This window comes from Burkholderia sp. L-4, from assembly GCF_056856535.1.
The window spans coordinates 779041-799368 of sequence record NZ_JBXEOX010000001.1 but is presented as its reverse complement, the minus strand read 5'-3'; the positions used below and the strand labels follow the sequence as shown (position 1 = coordinate 799368).

14 protein-coding genes are annotated in these 20328 nt (G+C 68.8%); 6 read left to right on the top strand and 8 right to left on the bottom strand.

Going from position 1 to position 20328, the window contains the following annotated elements; all coding sequences use genetic code 11:
• Positions 1–4 precede the first annotated feature (4 nt).
• The 4 genes from dnaJ to grpE form a co-directional block, all read right to left on the bottom strand.
• Positions 5–1141 (bottom strand): molecular chaperone DnaJ, encoded by a 1137-nt coding sequence (gene dnaJ / locus AC1VVG_RS03745; RefSeq protein WP_034187169.1) that lies wholly within the window; start codon positions 1139–1141, stop codon positions 5–7.
• 265 nt (positions 1142–1406) lie between these two features.
• Positions 1407–3359: a molecular chaperone DnaK gene (gene dnaK, locus AC1VVG_RS03740; protein ID WP_021162213.1), complete on the bottom strand. Its 1953-nt coding sequence runs from the start codon at positions 3357–3359 to the stop codon at positions 1407–1409.
• A 147-nt stretch (positions 3360–3506) separates the two neighbouring features.
• A complete protein-coding gene (locus tag AC1VVG_RS03735) occupies positions 3507–3926 on the bottom strand; it encodes a thioredoxin family protein (RefSeq protein WP_049036284.1) in 420 nt (139 codons plus the stop codon).
• A gap of 10 nt (positions 3927–3936) precedes the next feature.
• Positions 3937–4482: a nucleotide exchange factor GrpE gene (grpE, locus tag AC1VVG_RS03730; RefSeq protein WP_034187167.1), complete on the bottom strand. Its 546-nt coding sequence runs from the start codon at positions 4480–4482 to the stop codon at positions 3937–3939.
• Positions 4483–4835: 353 nt separating this feature from the next.
• On the opposite strand from grpE, the gene AC1VVG_RS03725 reads away from it, so the two are divergent.
• Positions 4836–4997 carry a hypothetical protein gene (locus AC1VVG_RS03725; RefSeq protein ID WP_006476841.1) on the top strand — a complete coding sequence of 54 codons (162 nt, stop codon included), beginning with the start codon at positions 4836–4838 and terminating at the stop codon, positions 4995–4997.
• On the opposite strand, the gene AC1VVG_RS03720 is transcribed toward AC1VVG_RS03725, so the two are convergent.
• From AC1VVG_RS03720 to hrcA, 3 genes are all read right to left on the bottom strand, one after another.
• On the bottom strand, positions 4969–5376 hold the full coding sequence (locus tag AC1VVG_RS03720; protein WP_034187166.1) for an RNA-binding S4 domain-containing protein: 408 nt from the start codon (positions 5374–5376) through the stop codon (positions 4969–4971). The genes AC1VVG_RS03725 and AC1VVG_RS03720 overlap by 29 nt on opposite strands.
• 84 nt (positions 5377–5460) lie before the next feature.
• Positions 5461–6525 carry a ferrochelatase gene (gene hemH / locus AC1VVG_RS03715; RefSeq protein WP_034187165.1) on the bottom strand — a complete coding sequence of 355 codons (1065 nt, stop codon included), beginning with the start codon at positions 6523–6525 and terminating at the stop codon, positions 5461–5463.
• Between the two features lie 155 nt (positions 6526–6680).
• Positions 6681–7703, bottom strand: coding sequence for a heat-inducible transcriptional repressor HrcA (gene hrcA / locus AC1VVG_RS03710; RefSeq protein WP_034187164.1), 1023 nt, complete (start codon positions 7701–7703; stop codon positions 6681–6683).
• A gap of 131 nt (positions 7704–7834) precedes the next feature.
• On the opposite strand from hrcA, the gene AC1VVG_RS03705 reads away from it, so the two are divergent.
• Together AC1VVG_RS03705 and recN are read left to right on the top strand one after the other, a co-directional pair.
• Positions 7835–8737: an NAD kinase gene (locus tag AC1VVG_RS03705; protein ID WP_034187163.1), complete on the top strand. Its 903-nt coding sequence runs from the start codon at positions 7835–7837 to the stop codon at positions 8735–8737.
• Between the two features lie 19 nt (positions 8738–8756).
• Complete coding sequence (gene recN / locus AC1VVG_RS03700) at positions 8757–10406, top strand: DNA repair protein RecN (RefSeq protein WP_226227335.1); 1650 nt, start codon at positions 8757–8759, stop codon at positions 10404–10406.
• Positions 10407–10498: 92 nt separating this feature from the next.
• Here the strand turns inward: recN and glnE are convergent, their stop codons facing one another.
• The gene (glnE, locus tag AC1VVG_RS03695) at positions 10499–13303 is read right to left on the bottom strand and encodes a bifunctional [glutamate--ammonia ligase]-adenylyl-L-tyrosine phosphorylase/[glutamate--ammonia-ligase] adenylyltransferase (RefSeq protein ID WP_124669283.1); all 2805 of its coding nucleotides are present in this window, start codon (positions 13301–13303) and stop codon (positions 10499–10501) included.
• 230 nt (positions 13304–13533) lie between these two features.
• On the opposite strand from glnE, the gene AC1VVG_RS03690 reads away from it, so the two are divergent.
• From AC1VVG_RS03690 to tldD, 3 genes are all read left to right on the top strand, one after another.
• Positions 13534–17739 (top strand): YhdP family phospholipid transporter, encoded by a 4206-nt coding sequence (locus AC1VVG_RS03690; RefSeq protein WP_482835260.1) that lies wholly within the window; start codon positions 13534–13536, stop codon positions 17737–17739.
• Between the two features lie 48 nt (positions 17740–17787).
• Positions 17788–18615 carry a carbon-nitrogen hydrolase family protein gene (locus AC1VVG_RS03685; RefSeq protein WP_034187159.1) on the top strand — a complete coding sequence of 276 codons (828 nt, stop codon included), beginning with the start codon at positions 17788–17790 and terminating at the stop codon, positions 18613–18615.
• 85 nt (positions 18616–18700) lie between these two features.
• Positions 18701–20167, top strand: a complete 1467-nt coding sequence (gene tldD / locus AC1VVG_RS03680; RefSeq protein WP_034187158.1) for a metalloprotease TldD — start codon at positions 18701–18703, stop codon at positions 20165–20167.
• Positions 20168–20328 lie beyond the last annotated feature (161 nt).

Sequence of the window (20328 nt, the reverse complement as noted above, 5' to 3'; positions counted from 1 at the left end):
GCCGTTACTCGAAGAAGCTCTTCACACGGTCGAACCAGCTCTTGCTCTGCGGGCTGTGACGCGCGCCGCCCTCGGCCAGCGACTTCTCGAACTGCTTGAGCAGATCGCGCTGGGTGTCGGTCAGCTTCACGGGCGTCTCGACCTGCACGTGCACGTACAGATCGCCCGCGATGCTCGAACGCAGCCCCTTGATGCCCTTGCCGCGCAAGCGGAACGTCTTGCCCGACTGCGTGCCTTCCGGCACCGGGAACGACGCACGGCCGGCCAGCGTCGGCACCTCGATCTCGCCGCCGAGCGCGGCGGTCGTGAACGGGATCGGCATCTGGCAATGGAGATCGTCGCCGTCGCGCTCGAACACCGCGTGCGGCTTGATGTGGATCTCGACGTACAGGTCGCCCGGCGGCCCGCCGTTGATGCCCGGCTCGCCGTTGCCGGCCGAGCGAATCCGCATCCCGTCGTCGATCCCGGCCGGGATCTTCACTTCGAGCGTCTTGGTTTCCTTCACCTTGCCCGACCCGTGGCAGTGCACGCACGGCTCGGGGATGTAGGTGCCCGTGCCATGGCACTTCGGGCAGGTCTGCTGGATGCTGAAGAAGCCCTGCGACATGCGCACCGTGCCCTGGCCATGACAGGTCGGGCAGGTTTCCGGCTTCGTGCCGGGCTTCGCGCCCGACCCGTGGCACACCTCGCACGACACCCAGCTCGGCACGCGGATCTGCGTGTCGTAGCCGTGCGCGGCCTGCTCGAGCGTGATTTCCATGCTGTAGCGCAGGTCGGCGCCGCGGTATACCTGCGGGCCGCCGCGGCCGCCGCGTGCGGCGCCGCCCGCGGCCTGGCCGAAGATGTCGCCGAAGATGTCGCCGAATGCATCCGCGAAGCCGCCGAAGCCCTGTGCGCCCGCACCGCCCATGTTCGGATCGACGCCCGCGTGGCCGTACTGGTCGTACGCGGCCCGCTTCTGGCCATCCGACAGCATTTCATAGGCTTCCTTCACCTCCTTGAAATGCTCTTCCGCATCCTTGCTGTCCGGATTGCGGTCAGGGTGATACTTCATCGCAAGCTTGCGATATGCCTTCTTGATTTCGTCGTCGCTCGCATTCTTCGCGACGCCCAGAACCTCGTAGTAATCCCGTTTCGCCATATCGATTCACTGTGCCGCCACGCATCGCGCACACGGCGGCTCCTTTCGCCTGCAGTAAAGTCTCTCGACTCGTCTGGCGCTGCGCCGTCCGCGGACGGCTCGCGCAGCACCCGCCAAAAAACAAATGTGCCCGGAGGGCCGCGAGGCCCGCCAGGCGTGGAGTCGATCCGGCCATCCGGAAGGAAAGACAGACCGCTTTTCAGCCGCTGGTCAGTCGCGCCGCGCGCGGTTTCGCGCGCGGCGTGCGGTGCCATTGCAACCCGGCTTAGTCCTTCTTCACTTCCTTGAACTCGGCGTCGACGACATCGTCGGCGGCCTGCTGGGCGCCGCCCGCGTGGGCCGCGCCTTCCGCCGCACCGGCCGCGCCAGCCGCACCTGCCTGCTGGGCCTGCATGTCGGCGTACATCTTCTCGCCGAGCTTCTGCGACACCTTGCCAAGCTCCTCGACCTTCGCGTCGATCGCCGCCTTGTCGGCCGACGTGTCCTTCAGCACTTCCTCGAGGGACTTCAGCGACGCTTCGATCGCTTCCTTCTCGCCCGCGTCCAGCTTGTCGCCGTACTCGGTCAGCGCCTTCTTGGTGCTGTGGACCAGCGCGTCGCCCTGGTTGCGCGAATCAGCCAGCTCGCGCAGCTTGTGGTCTTCCGCCGCGTTCGCTTCCGCGTCCTTGATCATCTGGTCGATTTCGGCTTCGGACAGGCCCGAGTTCGCCTTGATCGTGATCTTGTTTTCCTTGCCGGTCGCCTTGTCCTTCGCGCCGACGTGCAGGATGCCGTTCGCGTCGATGTCGAAGGTCACTTCGATCTGCGGCACGCCGCGCGGTGCGGGCGGAATGCCTTCGAGGTTGAACTCGCCGAGCAGCTTGTTGCCCGCTGCCATTTCGCGTTCGCCCTGGAACACCTTGATCGTCACGGCGCCCTGGTTGTCGTCGGCCGTCGAGTACACCTGTGCGTGCTTCGTCGGGATCGTCGTGTTCTTGCTGATCATCTTCGTCATCACGCCGCCGAGCGTCTCGATACCGAGCGACAGCGGGGTCACGTCGAGCAGCAGCACGTCCTTGCGGTCGCCCGACAGGACCTGGCCCTGGATCGCCGCGCCGACTGCGACGGCTTCGTCCGGGTTCACGTCACGGCGCGGATCCTTGCCGAAGAACTCCTTCACCTTCTCCATGACCTTCGGCATGCGCGTCTGGCCGCCGACCAGGATCACGTCGTCGATGTCCGACACCTTGACGCCTGCGTCCTTGATCGCGATGCGGCACGGTTCGATCGTGCGCTCGACGAGGTCTTCCACCAGCGCTTCCAGCTTCGCGCGGGTGATCTTCAGGTTCAAGTGCTTCGGGCCCGACGCGTCCGCCGTGATGTACGGCAGGTTGATTTCGGTCTGCTGGCTCGACGACAGCTCGATCTTCGCCTTTTCGGCGGCTTCCTTCAGGCGCTGCAGCGCGAGCACGTCCTTCGACAGGTCGACGCCCTGCTCCTTCTTGAACTCGCCGATGATGTAATCGATGATGCGCTGGTCGAAGTCTTCGCCGCCGAGGAACGTGTCGCCGTTGGTCGACAGCACTTCGAACTGCATTTCGCCGTCGACGTCCGCGATCTCGATGATCGACACGTCGAACGTGCCGCCGCCGAGGTCATACACGGCGATCTTGCGGTCGCCCTTCTCGGCCTTGTCGAGGCCGAACGCGAGCGCGGCCGCGGTCGGCTCGTTGATGATCCGCTTGACCTCGAGGCCCGCGATGCGGCCAGCGTCCTTGGTCGCCTGGCGCTGGCTGTCGTTGAAGTACGCCGGCACCGTGATCACGGCTTCCGTGACCGGCTCGCCGAGGTAGTCTTCGGCCGTCTTCTTCATCTTGCGCAGCACTTCCGCCGAAACCTGCGGCGGCGCGAGCTTTTCGCCGTGTGCTTCGACCCATGCATCGCCGTTGTCGGCCTTGATGATCGAGTACGGCATCAGGCCGATGTCCTTCTGGACTTCCTTCTCTTCGAAGCGGCGGCCGATCAGGCGCTTCACCGCGAACAGCGTGTTCTTCGGGTTGGTCACCGACTGACGCTTGGCCGGCGCGCCGACGAGGACTTCGTTGTCGTCCATGTACGCGATGATCGACGGCGTGGTGCGCGTGCCTTCCGAGTTCTCGATGACCTTGACCTGGTTGCCTTCCATGATGGCGACGCACGAGTTCGTGGTGCCGAGGTCAATACCGATGATCTTTCCCATTTTTCCTAATCTCCAGAAATGCCTGTTTGCTGCGCGAAAACCCGCGTTTTGGGGCGGTTTCGCGCGCCAGAATTCAACTCTGTTCCCGAAATGCGTCCGTCCGGTTCGTTTTCAAGACCCGACGAGCGATGCGGATATTAAATTTTTTCAATCGCCGCCGGTAGCCGGATCGTGCGGGCCATCGCCCGCCGCCGCGACCTTCGCGCGCGCCGCCGACACGGCCGCCTGGAACTGCGCGAGGCCATGCCAGCCCGTCGCGCGGCCCAGCCGCTTGCCGCGGTGGAAAAAGAACCACGTCGGCACGCCGTGCAGCCCGAAGCGGCGCCCCAGCTGATGGTGTTCGTACACGTTGCAATGGAACCACTTCAGATCCAGCGCGCGGATCGCGTCGGGCTGGGCGAGCATCGCCTTCTTCGCGATCTCGCAGTTGAAGCAGTCGACGCCCCAGAAGAACACCACCGCCAGCGCGTCGCCCGCGCCGTCGAGCGCCGCGTCGAACGAACCGGCGTCGAGCGCCTGCATGTCGAACGCGTCGAACGCGGCCGGATCGACGCCGGCGGGCACCATGGCGGCGGCCTTACTTCGGCTGGGCGACGGTGACGAGCGCCGGGCGCAGCACGCGGTCGGCGATCGTATAGCCCTTTTGCAGCACGGTGACGACGGTGTTCGGCTCCTGCTCGGCCGGCACCATCGAAATCGCCTGGTGCTGGTGCGGATCGAACTTCTCGCCGACCGGGTTGATGGCGACGACGCGGCCCTTCTCGAGCGCGCTCGTCAGCTGGCGCAGCGTCAGCTCGACGCCTTCCCGCACCTTCGCGATGTCGCCGGAGGTGTCGCTGACGGCCGCTTCCAGGCTGTCCAGCACGGGCAGCAGGTGTTCCGCGAAGCTCTCGATCGCGAACTTGTGCGCCTTCGACACGTCGTCCTGCGCGCGGCGGCGGACGTTCTCGGTCTCGGCCTTCGCCCGCAGGAAGCTTTCCTGCAGCTCGGCGACCTTGGCTTGAGCCTCCGCGAGCGCCGCGTCGGCGGCTTCGGCGGCGGGCGCGGCGCCTTGCGCCGCCTGCTTCTCGCTGCCGTTGTCTTCGGCCGATTGGGGTGCCGGGTTCTCTTGCGTGTTTTCCATGTCGCTGAAAGTCGATTAGAGGTTGAAGCCAAATCGGCAATCGCCGGATCGTATAACCGGCGGTACCGCACATTGCTGGTGCAGATAAGGGCGGAAACTGCGATTTCAAGAGGGTTATTCGCCGGCATTCTCCAATGCCGCGAAACAACCGCGCGTTTCGCCGGTGCATGCGCCGCATAGTCCGCCAGATCGGGCGAAACGGCCTGTAACAACGCTTACCGGGCAAGGACTAGCTCCGCACAGGCCGGCTGCACTACACTCCACTCAAGCGTCGGAAAAGCGTGTTTACCCTAGCTGACCGACGCCTTACACCACCTGGCGCCGTTTTCACCCTTGTGTTCGAGGGGAGTACCGTGAAACTGACCTTTGCGATATCGGTGGTCGCGCTGGTACTCATTGCCGGCACCACCACCATCTGCCTGTCGGGAGCCGTCACAGACCGCACGACCGAATACGGCAGCGCGCGGGCGACCTTCGACCAGATGTTCAGCTCCCACCAGAAAATCTGTCGATGATGCGCCGGTCGCGCTTCGTCGGCCGGCCGTGCAGTTCGGCCGCCGGCTCGCGATACGTGCGGCGCCGCTCCAGTTCGGCGAGCCGCGCGGCCCGCCCCGCTTCCGTTTCCTGGTAAAGCGTCTGCGCGACGCTCGCCGGCCCGCGCACGTCGCACACGCCCAGCACGGCAATGTGCCAGACGATGCCGTCGATCGCAATCTCGACCTCGTCGCCGACCCGCACGTCCTTCGCCGGCTTGACCGCCGCGCCGCCGATCTTCACGTGCCCCTTGTCGACCGCATCGGTCGCAAGCGAGCGCGTCTTGAAGAAGCGGGCCGCCCATAGCCATTTGTCGATGCGCAGCTTCGCGCCCGGATCCGTGGAAATCCTGTAATTCATGTCGGCCTCCGCCGGGCCGCCCCAGGGAGGCTCGCCGCCCCGTCGGGCGGCGGCGAACCAGGCGGGCGTGAGAGTCGTTTCATCTCAGTTCACCGTCTCGGGCTGCGCGGCCTTGACCGGCCAGCCCTGCAGATTCTCGGCAACGATCTCGCCGAGCGCGCCGATCCACGCGTGCGCGCCGTTCAGGCACGGAATGCGGTGGAACGTCTTGCCGCCGCCGGCGAGGAACTCGTCGCGCACTTCCATGCCGATCTCCTCGATCGTCTCCAGGCAATCGGCCGTGAAACCGGGACAGAACACGTCGGCCCGCCGCACGCCGGCCTCGCCGAACTCGCGCAGCGTCGGCGCCGTGTACGGCTGCAGCCATTCGGCCTTGCCGAAGCGCGACTGGAACGTGACGCGGCACTCGGTCGTCGACAGCCCGAGCGCGGCCATCAGCAACGCGCCCGTCTGCTGGCACTGGTCGTGATACGGGTCGCCGAGGTCGAGCGTGCGCTTCGGCACGCCGTGGAAACTCAGCACGAGCTTGTCGCCGGCCGCGAAGTCGGGCCGGCCGTGCTGTGCCCAGTACTGGCGCACCTGCTCGGCCAGCGCGTGGATATAGGCCGGATGGTCGGCGTAGTGCCGCACCGTGCGGACTTCCGGCTGGTTGCGCATGCGCGCGAGCGCGTCGAAGGCGGCATCGAATGCGGTGGCCGTGGTCGACGCCGAATATTGCGGATACATCGGCATCAGCAGCACGCGCTCGACGCCCGCGCGCTTGAACTGTGCAAGCGCGTGCGAAATGTTCGGGCTGCCGTAGCGCATCGCGTAGTCGACCATCACGTGATAACCGTTCGACGCGAGCAGGTGCCGCACGCTGTCGGTCTGGCGCTCCGTGTACACGCGCAGCGGCGAGCCTTCGGGCATCCAGACGGCCGCGTACTTCTTCGCGGAGGCGCGGCCGCGCAGCGGCAGGATCAGCGTGCGCAGCAGCACCTGCCAGACGGCCTGCGGAATCTCGACGACGCGCGGATCCGACAGGAATTCGGCCAGGTAGCGCCGCACGGCGCGCGGCGTGGGTGCGTCGGGCGTGCCGAGATTGATCAGCAGCACCCCGATGCGATGGGCAGCAGCGATGCTCGAAGGCGGCTCAAGATCGAAACGCATGGGCAAGAACGTGCTCGGGGCACGGGACCGGACGGCTCTCAATTATAGCGGGCCGCCCCTTGCCGTTCGGCCGACTGTCGGCGCGGGCGGCATGACGACATGATGACGGGGCGGGATCAGGCTGCCGATTGCAGGCTATTGCAGGCTATTGCTGGCTATTGCTGGCTCAGCGTGAGCGACAGCAGGCGCGCGGTGATGTCGACGATCGGTATCACGCGGTTGTACGCCATCCGGGTCGGGCCGATCACGCCGAGCGTGCCGACGATCTTCCCGTTCACCTCGTAAGGCGCGGTGACGACGCTCATTTCCTCGATCGGCACGAGCGTCGATTCGCCGCCGATGAAGATCTGCACGCCCTGGGCGTGGCTCGACACGTCGAGCAGTTGCAGGAGGCCCGTCTTTTGGTCGAACACGTCGAACAGCTTGCGCAGCCGCGCCATGTCGGACGACAGATCCGCCACTTCGAGCAGGTTGCGCTCGCCGGAAATCAGCACGGTGTCCTCGGTGTCGGGCACCTCGGTACTGGCCGTCACGGCCGCGTGCATCAGCGTGGTCATGTCGCCGCGCAGCTGGTCGATCTCGTCGCGCAGGCGGCGGCGCACCTCGTCGAACGACAGGCCGGCGAAATGCGCGTTGATGTAGTTGGACGCCTCGGTCAGCTGCGACGGCGAATAGTCGCGCGGCGTCGCGAGCATGCGGTTCTGCACGTCGCCCTCGGGCGTGACGATGATCAGCAGGATGCGCTTGTCGGACAGGCGCATGAACTCGATCTGCTTGAATACGTGGCTGCGGCGCGGCGTCAGCACGACACCCGCGAACTGCGACAGGTTCGACAGCACGCTCGCGGCGGCCGCGACCACCCGCTGCTGCGGCTCGCCGGCCTGCAGCGTGTGCTGCACCTGCCGCGCGACGGCCTCGGCGTCGATCGGCGCCTCGACCGTCAGCATCGTGTCGACGAAGAGCCGATAGCCGCGCGGCGTCGGCACGCGGCCGGCCGACGTGTGCGGGCTCGACACGAGGCCGAGCTCCTCCAGGTCGGACATCACGTTGCGGATCGTCGCCGGGCTCAGCTCGAGCCCGGAGTAACGGGACAACGTGCGCGATCCGACTGGCTGACCGTCGGCGATATACCGTTCGATCAGGGTTTTCAGGAGGGTTCGTGCGCGAGGATCTAGCATGGTGGAAAATTTTAGCGCAACCGCGCGACCGCGGCGAGTGGCGTCGGCCACCGTTGCGCGGGCCGGCCCGATCCGGCCCCGTCGGCGCACAGCCGGTTCTTTTCGTCAACGAGCTATGGTGTAATGCCGGCATGAAAACCGGTAATCAGTTCAATACTGTCGCGCTCGTCGGCCGGAGCAACACGCCCGGCATCGCCGAACCGCTCGCCACGCTGGCCGCCAGCATCGCGAAGCTCGGCTTCGAGGTCGTGTTCGAAGGTGACACCGCGCGCGAGATCGGCATCACCGGCTACCCGGCGCTCACCCCGGCCGAAATCGGGGCGCGTGCGGACGTGGCGGTCGTGCTCGGCGGCGACGGCACGATGCTCGGCATCGGCCGCCAGCTGGCGCCGTACCGGACACCGCTGATCGGGATCAACCACGGGCGGCTCGGCTTCATCACGGACATCGCGGCCGCCGACATGCACGCGCTCGTCCCGGTGCTGCTGTCCGGCAAGTTCGAGCGCGAGGAGCGCGCGCTGCTCGAGGCGCGGATCATGCGCGACGGCGAACCGATCTACCACGCGATCGCGTTCAACGACGTCGTCGTGAACCGCAGCGGCTTCTCCGGGATGGTCGAGCTGCGCGCGTCGGTCGACGGCCGGTACATGTACAACCAGCGTTCCGACGGCCTGATCGTCGCGACGCCGACCGGCTCGACCGCCTACGCGCTGTCGTCGGCCGGCCCGATTCTGCATCCGCAGCTGGCCGGCGTCGTGCTCGTGCCGATCGCGCCGCACGCGCTGTCGAACCGGCCGATCGTGCTGCCCGACGACTCGAAAATCGCGATCCAGATCGTCGGCGGGCGCGACGTCAACGTGAACTTCGACATGCAGTCGTTCACGTCGCTCGAGCTAAACGACACGATCGAGGTGCGCCGCTCGAAGCACACGGTGCCGTTCCTGCACCCGATCGGCTACAGCTACTACGCGACGCTGCGCAAGAAGCTGCACTGGAACGAACACGCCTCGAACGAAGACGACAAGGCGTCCTGACGCCGCTCCGCCCGACACCATGCTCCGTCACCTCTCGATCCGCGACTTCGTCATCGTCGCCGCGCTCGATCTCGAATTCGACAGCGGCTTTTCCGTCTTTTCCGGCGAGACCGGCGCCGGGAAATCGATCCTGATCGACGCCCTTGCCCTCGCGCTCGGCGAACGCGCCGACGCGAGCGTCGTGCGCACCGGCTGCGGCCGCGCCGACATCACGGCCGAATTCACGCCGCACGACCGCGTCGCGCGCTGGCTCGACGAACACGCGTTCGACACCGAGGACACCGTGATGCTGCGCCGCGTGATCGACGCGAACGGCCGGTCGCGCGCGTTCATCAACGGCACCAGCGCGACGCTCGCGCAGCTGCGCGAACTCGGCGAAATGCTCGTCGACATCCACGGCCAGCATGCGCACCAGCTGCTGATGCGGCCCGACGCGCAGCGCGAGCTGTTCGACACGCACGCGGGGCTCGTCGCCGATGCGGCGAACGTCGCGCGCGCATGGCGCGTGTGGCGGGACGCGACACAGGCGATCGACGCCGCGAAGGCGCACGAGCGCGAACTGCAGCTCGAACGCGAAAAGCTCGCGTGGCAGCTCGCCGAACTCGACAAGCTCGCGCCGCAGCCCGGCGAGTGGGACGAAGTCAGCAACGAGCACAAGCGGCTGTCGCATTCGGCGAACCTGATCGAGGGTGTGCGCGGCGCGCTCAACGCGCTGTCCGAATCCGACGACGCGATGCTCGCGCAGCTCGGCGCGATCGTGTCGAAACTGCGCAGCCTGGCCGACTACGACACCGCGCTCGGCGACGCGCTCGCGTCGCTCGAACCGGCCGAGATCCAGCTGCAGGAAGCCGTCTATTCGCTGTCGCACTACGCGCAGCGCGTCGATCTCGATCCCGAGCGGCTCGCGCAGGTCGAGACGCGTCTCGATGCGCTGCACTCGACCGCCCGCAAGTTCCGGCTGCCGCCCGACACGCTGCACGAGGAACATGCGGCGCGCCGCGCGCAGCTCGCCGCGCTCGACGCGGCAGCCGATCTCGGCGCGCTCGTGGCCGCCCAGGCGAAGGCGCGCGAAGCCTATCTCGCCGACGCGCGACACCTGTCCAAGGCGCGCGCGCAGGCCGCGAAGGCGCTCGGCACGGCCGTCACGGCCGGCATGCAGGAGTTGTCGATGGCGGGCGGCAGCTTCGAAGTCGCGCTCGTGCCGCTCGCCGACGGCGGCCCGCACGGGCTCGAACAGGTCGAATTCCGCGTCGCCGGGCACCCCGGCGTGCCGCTGCGGCCGCTCGCGAAGGTCGCGTCGGGCGGCGAGCTCGCGCGCATCAGCCTCGCGCTCGCGGTCATCGCCAGCGCGGCGAGCCCGACGCCGACGCTGATCTTCGACGAAGTCGACACGGGGATCGGCGGCGGCGTCGCCGAAGTGGTCGGCCGTCTGCTGCACCAGCTCGGGCGCGACCGCCAGGTGCTGTGCGTGACGCACCTGCCGCAGGTCGCCGCGCGCGGCGACCATCACTTCCAGGTCGCGAAGGGCGCCGACGATCGCGGCGGCACCGTGTCGACGGTCGTCGCGCTCGACCGCGCCAGCCGGATCGAGGAAGTCGCGCGGATGCTCGGCGGGCTCGAGATCACGGCCACGACGCGCAAGCACGCGAAGGAAATGCTGGCGGCCTGACACGGCCGTCGGCCTGCGCCGCTCCAGCCCGGCGCGCTCGCGATACGCGGCGGACGGTACGCGCGTCGAAACCGCGCCCGCCCTGCCTTCGTTCAAACGCCCGTTTCAACCGCACCGAACACGCGCGCCCACAGCGCCGTCACGGCCGCCCGCTCGTCCGCCACCACGGCCGGATCGACGCGCGCCTTCTCCATCCCGTCGAGCCGCAGCTTGTGCTGCAGCTTCCGGTACTTGCGGTACGCGGCGCCGACGCGCTCGGCCTCGTCCTCGCCCATCAGCCCGAAGCGCGCGACCTCGCGCAGCAGCGCGATGTTGCCGGTATTGCGGATCAGCTCGGCGTCGCTCGACGCGTGCAGCAGCACCCAGTACTGGACGATGAACTCGATGTCGACCATCCCGCCGCGATCGTGCTTCAGATCGAACAGCTCGGTCTGGTTCGGATGGCCGGCAAATACCTTCTCGCGCATGTCGACGATCTCCTTCGCGAGCACGCCGCCGTCGCGCGGCGTGGTCAGCACCTGCTGGCGGATCGCCTCGAAGTCCTCGCCGATCCGCGCATCGCCCGCGCTGTAGCGGGCACGCGTCAGCGCCTGGTGCTCCCACACCCATGCCGTGTTCGCGGCGTCGCCCTCGCGCAGCTGGTAGCGGCGGAACGCATCGAGATCGGTGACGAGCAGCCCGGCCTCGCCGTTCGGCCGCAGGCGCAGGTCGATGTCGAACAGCGCGCCGGCACCGGTCGCGGTCGTGAGCCACGTGATCAGGCGCCGCGTGAAGGTCGTGTAGACGTCCGCCGAGCGCTCGTCGGGGTCGTCGTACAGGAAGATCAGGTCGAGATCGGACGCGTAGCCGAGTTCCTTGCCGCCCAGCTTGCCGTACGCGATCACCGCGAACTTCGGCACGTCGCGATGGCGTTTCGCGAGCTGCGACCAGACGACTTCGATCGTCACGTCGAGCACCGCGTCGGCCAGCTCGGACAGCCGGTCGCTCACATGCTCGACCGACAGTTGCCCGGCCAGGTCGATCAGCAGGATCCGGAACACCTCGGCGTGCTGCGCATGGCGCAGCAGGTCCATCTGCTGCTCGGGGCCGTCGGCCGCCGCGAGGCGCGCGCGCAGCGCGTCCTTGAACGCGGGCCAGTCGAACGGGCTCGCGATCACCTCGTCGTCGAGCAGTTCATCCAGCAATTGCGGGTGGCGGATCAGGTAGCCGCCGCCCCAGCGCGTCGCGCCGAGCACCGACAGCACGCGATCGAGCGCGGCCGGATATTCGGTCAGCAGCGCAAGATAAACGCCGCGCCGGCTGACCGTCTCGAGCAGGTCGAACAGGCGCACGATCGTGTCGTCGCGCCGCGCGGCATCGATCGTCGGCGCGGCGTCGAGCGCCCGCTGCGCGACGCGGTCGAAGCGCTGCCGGCTCTTTTCGGGCAGGCCCATGTAGCGCGTCGATTGCCAGATCGCACGCAGCCGCGCGAGCACGGCGGCCGGATCGGCGAAGCCGAGGCCGTCGAGGCGCGCGACCAGCGCGTCGTCCTCGCCGTCGTCGCCCAGCGCGCCGCTCCAGATCCATGCAGCGGCCGTGTCGTCACCCGCCGCGCAAGGGCCGCCGCCCTTCACCTTGTCCGCGAAGATCTGGTCGAACTGCGCCTCGACGAAGTTCCGGTGCTCGTCCAGCACCGTCATCAGCGCCGCGTAGTCGGCAAAGCCGAGCGAGGCGGCCAGCGCCGCGCGTTCGTCGGACTCGACCGGCATCGCATGCGTCTGCGCGTCGTTGCGGTACTGCAGCCGGTGCTCGAGCGTGCGCAGGAAATTGTAAGCATCGGTCAGGCGGGCGCGCACGTCCTCGCCGATCAGCCCGCGCGCCTGCGCATGACGCAGCACCGCGAGCGTCGGCCGCACGCGGAATTCCGCATCCTGGCCGCCGCGGATCAGCTGGAACACCTGCGCGCTGAACTCGATCTCGCGGATCCCGCCGCGCCCGAGCTTGACGTCGTCGGCCTTGTCGGGCCGCATCGACGCGCGGCGCGCGGCTTCCTGCCGGATCTGCTGGTGCAGCGAACGGATCGCGCCGATCACGCCGAAATCCAGATAACGGCGGTACACGAACGGCTTGACGAGCGACTCGAGCTGCGCGGCGAGCCGCTGCGCCGCGTCGCTGGCGCCTTCCGACACGAGGCGCCCCTTGATCCATGCGTAGCGCTCCCACTCGCGCCCCTGCACGTAGAAATATTCCTCGAGCATCCCGAGGCTGCACACGAGCGGCCCCGAATCGCCGTTCGGGCGCAGCCGCATGTCGACGCGAAACACGTAGCCGTCGGCCGTGACCTCGGACAGCACGCCGATCAGGCGCCGGCCGAGCCGCGTGAAGTATTCCTGCGTGGACAGCGGCGAACGCGTGCCGCCCGTCGTCTCGCCGTCGTCCTCGTAGACGAAGATCAGGTCGATGTCCGACGACACGTTCAGCTCGCGGCCGCCCAGCTTGCCCATCCCGACCACGCCGAGCACGACGCGCTGGCCGTCGGCGCCGCGCGGCTCGCCGTACAGCACCTCGAGTTCGGCCGACAGCAGCGCGAGCGAGCGCTGCACGGCCACTTCGGCGAGATCGGTCATCGCGCCCGTCACCTCGGCGACGTCGGCCAGCCCGCGCAGGTCGCGCTCCGCGACCGCGCCGAACGCCTCGGCGCGCAGTTGCCGCAGCGCGCGCTTCAGTTGCTCCTCGGTCGGCGCGGCCGTGCCGGCCGGCGTCGCGAGCAATTCGGTGAGGCGTGCATCGAGTTGCACGCGGCCGAGCGGCGCGGCCGCCCACGCGGCAACCTGCTCGGCGAGCGCGGGCCGTGCGGCGGCCGCGCGGGCAAGGTAGCGGGAATAGGACGTGCTGATCAGGGCGGAAGCGTCGGTCATCGAGAAGCGGGCCTGGCGGAACGGCCGGCCGGCGCGGGCCGGCGTGTGCGCGCCCCGCTGCCGGCCGGCCTCGTGAACTCGGCGCGGCCTCGCGGGACGCTCGCGCGTCCGCCGCGGCACCGCGCGCCGGAAAGCCCGTGCCGCGCTGCCGCAACGGCCGCCGGCACGAACCCGTGTGATACATTTCAACGTCAGTCTGCAAAACTACCATATCGCCGCCCGTCCGCCGCATGTCCGACCGTCAGGAATCCGCCGTAGCTGCGCCCGAAGCGGGACCTCCGAAGCACGATCATCCGGTCCTGCGTCGCGTGTTCAGGGTGACGCTGGCAGTCGGGATCGGCACCTACTTCGTCGCGTCCGGCGCCTTCCTCGGGCTGCGCTACGTCCTGCTGCCCCGCATCGACGAATTCCGCCCGCGCATCGAGCGCGCGGTGTCCGACAAGCTCCACGCGCAGCTTTCGATCGGCAGGCTTTCCCCGAACTGGTCCGGCATGCAGCCGGGCGTCGAACTCACGAACCTGACGATCCGCGGCCGCGACGGCAAGGTCGCGCTGTCGGTGCCGCACGCGACGGCCGCGCTGTCGTGGATGTCGCTGCTGCGGCTGTCGCCCGCGCTGTCGAGCCTGATCGTCGACCAGCCCGACCTCGTCGTCGCGCGCGCGGCCGACGGTTCGCTGAGCGTCGCGGGCGTCGGCGTGGCAACCACCCACGGCGGCAGCGACACGTTCGGCACGTGGCTGCTGAAGCAGGAAGCGATCGTGCTGCGCGGCGGCACGCTGCGCTGGCGCGACGCCCAGCACGACGCGCCGGAGCTCGTGCTGTCCGGCATCCGGCTCGCGGTGCTCAACAGCGGCCGCGTGCACAAGGCCGCGCTGCAGGCGCCCGCGAACGGCACGCTGCTGCTCGGTCCGCTCGATTTCCGCGCGCGCTTCAGACACAAGCCGCTCGCGCCGATCGGCAAGCCGTCGAACTGGACCGGCGACGCGTACCTGTCGACGGGCCCCGTCGACCTGCAGACGCTGACGCGCTACCTCGACGTGCCGCTGACGATTCACGCGGGCCGGATCGACAATGCGATCTGGGCGAGCTTCGGCGACGGCCACCTGCGCGCCGCGGGCGGCGACCTGCAGGGCGCCGACGTCGCGCTGCGGGTGCGCCCGACGCAGCCGCGGCTCGACGTGCCGACGGTCGGCTTCGGCTGGGACATGGTGCTCGACGCCGGTCACGACTACACGCTGCACCTGACGCGCTTCAACGCGGAGCTCGGCCAGCCGCCGCTGCCGGACGGCACGCCGCTCGCCCGTTCGCTCGCGCTGTCGACGCTGACGGCGCGCTACCGCGTGCCGACCGCGACGCAGGGCCAGTTGATCAGCGTCGTGGGCGACCGCGTCGATCTCGGCATCCTCAGCGAGTTCATCCGCGGGCTGCCGCTGCCGGCGCGCCTGCGCAACGAGCTGATCAAGATCGACCCGCGCGGGATGGTGTCGAACTATCACATCGAGGTCGAGCGCGCGAAACCCGCGCGGCCCGACCTCGCCGACGAAGAGCGGCGCATGGGCGCCGCGCCGATCGTCCGCTACCGCTTCCTCGGCGATCTGCAGGGCATCAGCTTCGCGGCCCAGGAGCCGCCGCCCGGACTCTCGCCGCGCGGCCACCCGCGCGCCGGCTGGCCGGGTATCGAGAACCTGTGGGGCCGCGTCGACGCGAACGAAACGGGCGGCAACGCGCATTTCGACACGGTCCAAGCGGCCGTCACCGTGCCCGGCGAATTCGACGAGCCGCGCCTGACGTTCGACCGGCTGCGCGGCAACGCAAAATGGACGATCACGCCCGCGCCCGGCGAGAAACACGCGCGCGTCGACGTATCGCTGCCCGACCTGCTCGTGTCGAACCCCGATGCCGAAATCGCGGTGTCGGGCTCGTACTCGAACCCCGGCCACGGCCGCGGCACGCTCGACCTGCGCGCCGATTTCGCGCGCGCGTCGGTGGCGCGCATTCCGCGCTACCTGCCGACCGGGATGTCCGAGCACCTGCGCGACTATCTCGGCCACGCGCTGCAGGACGGCAAGGTAACCAAGGGCGCGTCGATCGTCGCGCGCGGCCCGCTCGAGAAATTCCCGTTCGAGCACGAGCCGGACGCCGGCGTGTTCCATATCGTCGCGCCGTTCACCGGCGGGCGCTTCGAGCCGACGCCCTACCCGCCGCGCAAGCTCGCGAACGGCACGCCGAGCGTCTGGCCCGCGCTCGACGGAATCGACGGCGTGTTCGAGCTCAAGCAGAACAAGCTGCGCTTCGACATCGACCGCGCGCACTACAAGCGCGTCGCGCTGACGAAGGTCGCGGGCCGCATCGACGATCTCGGCAATCCGTCACACTCGCCGCTGATCATCGACGGCCATGCGCAGGGCCCGCTCGCCGACCTGATCGATTACGCGGACAACAGCTCGCTCGGCACGATGAGCGGCCATATCGGCCAGCGGATCGACGCGCAGGGGCCGGCATCGCTCGGGCTCAAGATCACGATTCCGCAGCACGTCGCGCATCCGCATACGCACGTCGAAGGCGCGCTCGCGTTCGGCGGCAACACGCTGTCGACCAGCGGCGTGCCGCCGCTGTCGGCGCTGCGCGGCAGCGTCCGCTTCACCGAGGCCGGCGCGTCGCTGCACGGCCTGTCGGGGCGGTTCCTCGGCGGCCCGGTGCGCGCGAACGGCAACTTCCGATCGCACGGCCCGTACACGGTGGACGTCGACGGCCGCCTCGCGCTCGACGCCGCACGCGGCCTGAACCTGCACGGCGCGGCCGCCGCGCTGCTCGAGCACGTGGTCGGCGACGCGCCGTACAAGGTCGCCGTGCGCGGCGCGCCGGGCCGCCTGCCCGACATCCACGCGCAATCCGACCTGACCGGCGTGGCGCTGAATTTCCCCGCGCCGTTCGCGAAGCCGGCCGGCACGCCGATGCCGTTCAGCTTCACGCTGCAGCCGGCGCCGCAGGCGGACGGCAAGCGCCTCGAACATGCCGACCTGACGCTCGGCCCGGTGTCCGCGACCTACCTGCTCGACGCGACGCGCGGCCAGCCGCTGCGCGCGGTGCGCGGCGCGATGGGCATCCACCGGATGCCCGACATGCCGCAGGACGGCGTGAGCGCGGCCGTCGACGTCGGCGAACTGGACGCCGACGCGTGGCTCGCGCTCGCCCACACGCTGCAGCCCGACACGCCGCGCGCACCGGAGCCGCAGGGCGCGCCGCGCGTCGATTTCGCGAGCTTCGCGCCGAAGCGCTTCGCGCTCCACTTCGGCACGCTGAAACTGCTCAAGCGCAACTGGGAAAACGTGATCGTCGGCGCGTCGCACGTCGACGATCTCTGGCAGGCGAACATCGCGTCGAACCAGGTATCGGGCTACCTGTCGTGGGCGCCGGGCGGCGGCCACAACGGCGCGGGCGTGCTGAATGCGCGCCTCGCGAAGCTCGTGGTGCCGCAGAGTTCGCAGCACGACCTCGTCGGCCGCGCGATGAACCTGCCGACGCCGACCGACCGCCCGATGCCGTCGATCGACCTGATCGTCGACCAGGTCGTCGCGCGCGACCACGACATCGGCCGTCTCGTCGTCAACGCGCGCAACATCGACGAAGACGGCACGCCCGTGTGGCAGCTCGACAAGCTGGAGCTGTCGAACCCGGCCGCGAAGCTCACGGCGACCGGCAACTGGCGCACGTCGCGCCGCGCGCTCGCCCGCGGCGCCGACGAAAGCGAAGCGCCGCGCCGCAGCGTGTTCGATTTCAAGCTCGCCATCGACGACGCCGGCGCGCTGCTCGATCGCGTCGGCCTGCCGCGCACGCTCGAGCGCGGCCACGGCACGGTGACGGGCAAGGTCGGCTGGCGCGGCGGTCCGACTGCGGTCGACTTCCCGACGTTCGGCGGCCAGGTCGCGCTCGATCTCGAACACGGCCAGATCCTGAAGGTCGATCCGGGCGCGGCCAAACTGCTCGGCGTGCTGAGCCTGCAGAGCCTCGCACGCTTCCTGACGCTGAACTTCCGCGACGTCATCGGCAAGGGCCTGCCGTTCGACAAGATCACCGGCACGAGCCGGATCTCGAACGGGATCGCGCGCACCGACGATTTCTCGATGATGACGGGCCCCGCCAACGTCACCGTACGCGGCGCCGTCGATCTCGGCACCGAGACGCAGGACCTCCATGCGCACGTCGCGCCGAAAATCAGCGCGGGTGCGGCCGCGATCGGGGCGGCCGTCATCAACCCGCTGCTCGGCGTCGGCGTGCTGGCCGCGAACTACGCGCTGTCGGAGACGCTGTCGCGCGCATTCGCGCTCGACTACGCGATCACCGGCTCGTGGGCGCACCCGCACATCGAGCGGGTGCGGGGCGATCAGGGTAAGATGAATCACGGTCCGGCCGATCCGGCGCATCCGGGTCAGTGAGCCGATGGCGCCGGGCCGCACCCCATTTATGACGCAACCGATCCCGCGATGACCGACCACACCCGTTCCGCCACACCCTTCCGGGTCGCCGCGCTGCAGATGGTGAGCACGCCGGACGTCACACGCAATCTCGCCGAAGCGGGCCGCCTGATCGCGGAAGCCGCCGGCGAAGGCGCGCAGCTCGTATTGCTGCCCGAATATTTCTGCTTCATGGGCCACCGCGACACCGACAAGCTCGCGCTCGCCGAACCGTACCGGGACGGCCCGATCCAGCGCTTCCTCGCGGACGCCGCGCGCCGCCACGGCATCTGGGTGATCGGCGGCACGCTGCCGCTGAAGGCGCCCGAGCCCGATCGCGTGCTGAACACGACGCTCGTGTTCGATCCGTCCGGCAGCGAAGCCGCGCGCTACGACAAGATCCACCTGTTCAACTTCGAGAAAGGCGACGAATCGTTCGACGAGGCCCGCACGATCCGCGCGGGCGACACGGTCGTCGCGTTCGACGCGCCGTTCGGGCGGGTCGGCCTGTCGGTCTGTTACGATCTTCGCTTTCCGGAGCTGTATCGCCGGATGGGCGACTGCGCGCTGATCGTCGTTCCGTCGGCGTTTACGTATACGACGGGCCGCGCGCACTGGGAAACGCTGCTGCGCGCGCGGGCCGTCGAGAACCAGTGCTACGTGCTCGCGGCCGCGCAGGGCGGCAAGCACGAGAACGGCCGGCGCACCTGGGGCCACAGCATGCTGATCGATCCGTGGGGCGAGATCGTCGCGGTCAGCGATGTCGGCGCCAGCGTCGTGCCCGGCACGATCGATCCGCAACGCATTGCCGAGGTGCGCCAGAGCCTGCCCGCATGGCGGCACCGCGTACTGACCTGAATCCGCCGCGCCGCTTGAAACGCCGCGCGGCCCACCCATCTGCCCAGCAGCACCCGACAACTTTTTGAGAACCCCCGATATCCGCATGAACATCATCGAACCCGGCATCCGCAACCTCGCGCTGGCGAAGGACATCCTGCTCACGCCGTACGGCCTCGACGAAAGCCTGCTCACGCGCACGATCGCCGACATCTTCACGCATCGCGTCGACTACGCGGACCTGTACTTCCAGGCGACCCGCAGCGAAGCGTGGAGCCTCGAGGAAGGCATCGTCAAATCGGGCAGCTTCAGCATCGACCAGGGCGTCGGCGTGCGCGCGGTCGCGGGCGACCGCACCGCGTTCGCGTACTCGGACGACCTGTCGCCGGAGGCGATCGCGCAAGCCGCTGCCGCCACCAAGGCGATCGCGGCAGCCGGCGGCGGCCGCCAGAAGATCAAGGCGGCCAGCTCGCTGAAGGGCATCTCGGGCCGCGACCTGTACCTGCCGTCCGATCCGCTCGCGTCGCTCGACGCGACGGCCAAGGTCAAGCTGCTCGAGCGCATCGAGCAGATGGCGCGCGGGCGCGACCCGCGCGTCACGCAGGTGATGGCCGGCCTCGCCGGCGAATACGACGTCGTGCTGGTCGCACGCAGCGACGGCGCGCTCGCCGCCGACATCCGCCCGCTCGTGCGCGTGTCGGTCACGGTGATCGCCGAGCAGAACGGCCGCCGCGAAATCGGCTCCGGCGGCGGCGGCGGCCGCTTCGACTACGGCTACTTCACCGACGAAGTCCTGTCGCGCTACGTCGACGACGCCGTGCATGCGGCGCTCGTCAACCTCGACGCGCGCCCCGCGCCGGCCGGCGCGATGACGGTCGTGCTCGGGCCGGGCTGGCCGGGCGTGCTGCTGCACGAAGCGATCGGCCACGGCCTCGAAGGCGACTTCAACCGCAAGGGCTCGTCCGCATTCGCCGGCCGGATCGGCGAGCAGGTCGCGGCCAAGGGCGTGACGGTGGTCGACGACGGCACGCTGCCGAACCGCCGCGGCTCGCTGAACATCGACGACGAAGGCAACCCGACGCAGTGCACGACGCTGATCGAGGACGGCATCCTGAAGGGCTACATCCAGGACACGCTGAACGCACGCCTGATGAAGATGCCGGTCACGGGCAACGCGCGGCGCGAATCGTACGCGGCGCTGCCGATGCCGCGCATGACGAACACGTACATGCTGAACGGCGACAAGGATCCGCAGGAAATCATCGCGTCGGTGAAGAACGGCCTGTACGCGGTGAACTTCGGCGGCGGCCAGGTCGACATCACGAACGGCAAGTTCGTGTTCTCGGCGTCCGAGGCGTACATGATCGAAAACGGCAAGATCACCTACCCGGTGAAGGGCGCGACGCTGATCGGCAGCGGCCCCGAATCGCTGAAGTACGTGAGCATGATCGGCAACGACATGTCGCTCGACACGGGCGTCGGTGTGTGCGGCAAGGAAGGCCAGAGCGTGCCGGTCGGCGTCGGCCAGCCGACCCTGCGGATCGACAAGATGACGGTCGGCGGTACGGCATAACCGCATCGCGGCGCAGACAATCCGCGCATTTCGGGTGAAACGCGCGGATTGTCCGCATTTTTGACCGCTGCCGGTTGCCAGCCGCCCGGCGACGCGGTATAAATTCCGAATCAACTTTTTTGACGAACCCCATTCCCGTCATGTCCGCCAAGTTTTACTTT

Coding starts and splice junctions, on each gene's coding strand:
- dnaJ (WP_034187169.1), bottom strand. CDS start 1,141: ATGGCGAAACGGGATTACTACGAGGTTCTGGGCGTCGCGAAGAATGCG.
- dnaK (WP_021162213.1), bottom strand. CDS start 3,359: ATGGGAAAGATCATCGGTATTGACCTCGGCACCACGAACTCGTGCGTC.
- AC1VVG_RS03735 (WP_049036284.1), bottom strand. CDS start 3,926: ATGGTGCCCGCCGGCGTCGATCCGGCCGCGTTCGACGCGTTCGACATG.
- grpE (WP_034187167.1), bottom strand. CDS start 4,482: ATGGAAAACACGCAAGAGAACCCGGCACCCCAATCGGCCGAAGACAAC.
- AC1VVG_RS03720 (WP_034187166.1), bottom strand. CDS start 5,376: ATGAATTACAGGATTTCCACGGATCCGGGCGCGAAGCTGCGCATCGAC.
- hemH (WP_034187165.1), bottom strand. CDS start 6,525: ATGCGTTTCGATCTTGAGCCGCCTTCGAGCATCGCTGCTGCCCATCGC.
- hrcA (WP_034187164.1), bottom strand. CDS start 7,703: ATGCTAGATCCTCGCGCACGAACCCTCCTGAAAACCCTGATCGAACGG.
- AC1VVG_RS03705 (WP_034187163.1), top strand. CDS start 7,835: ATGAAAACCGGTAATCAGTTCAATACTGTCGCGCTCGTCGGCCGGAGC.
- recN (WP_226227335.1), top strand. CDS start 8,757: ATGCTCCGTCACCTCTCGATCCGCGACTTCGTCATCGTCGCCGCGCTC.
- glnE (WP_124669283.1), bottom strand. CDS start 13,303: ATGACCGACGCTTCCGCCCTGATCAGCACGTCCTATTCCCGCTACCTT.
- AC1VVG_RS03690 (WP_482835260.1), top strand. CDS start 13,534: ATGTCCGACCGTCAGGAATCCGCCGTAGCTGCGCCCGAAGCGGGACCT.
- AC1VVG_RS03685 (WP_034187159.1), top strand. CDS start 17,788: ATGACCGACCACACCCGTTCCGCCACACCCTTCCGGGTCGCCGCGCTG.
- tldD (WP_034187158.1), top strand. CDS start 18,701: ATGAACATCATCGAACCCGGCATCCGCAACCTCGCGCTGGCGAAGGAC.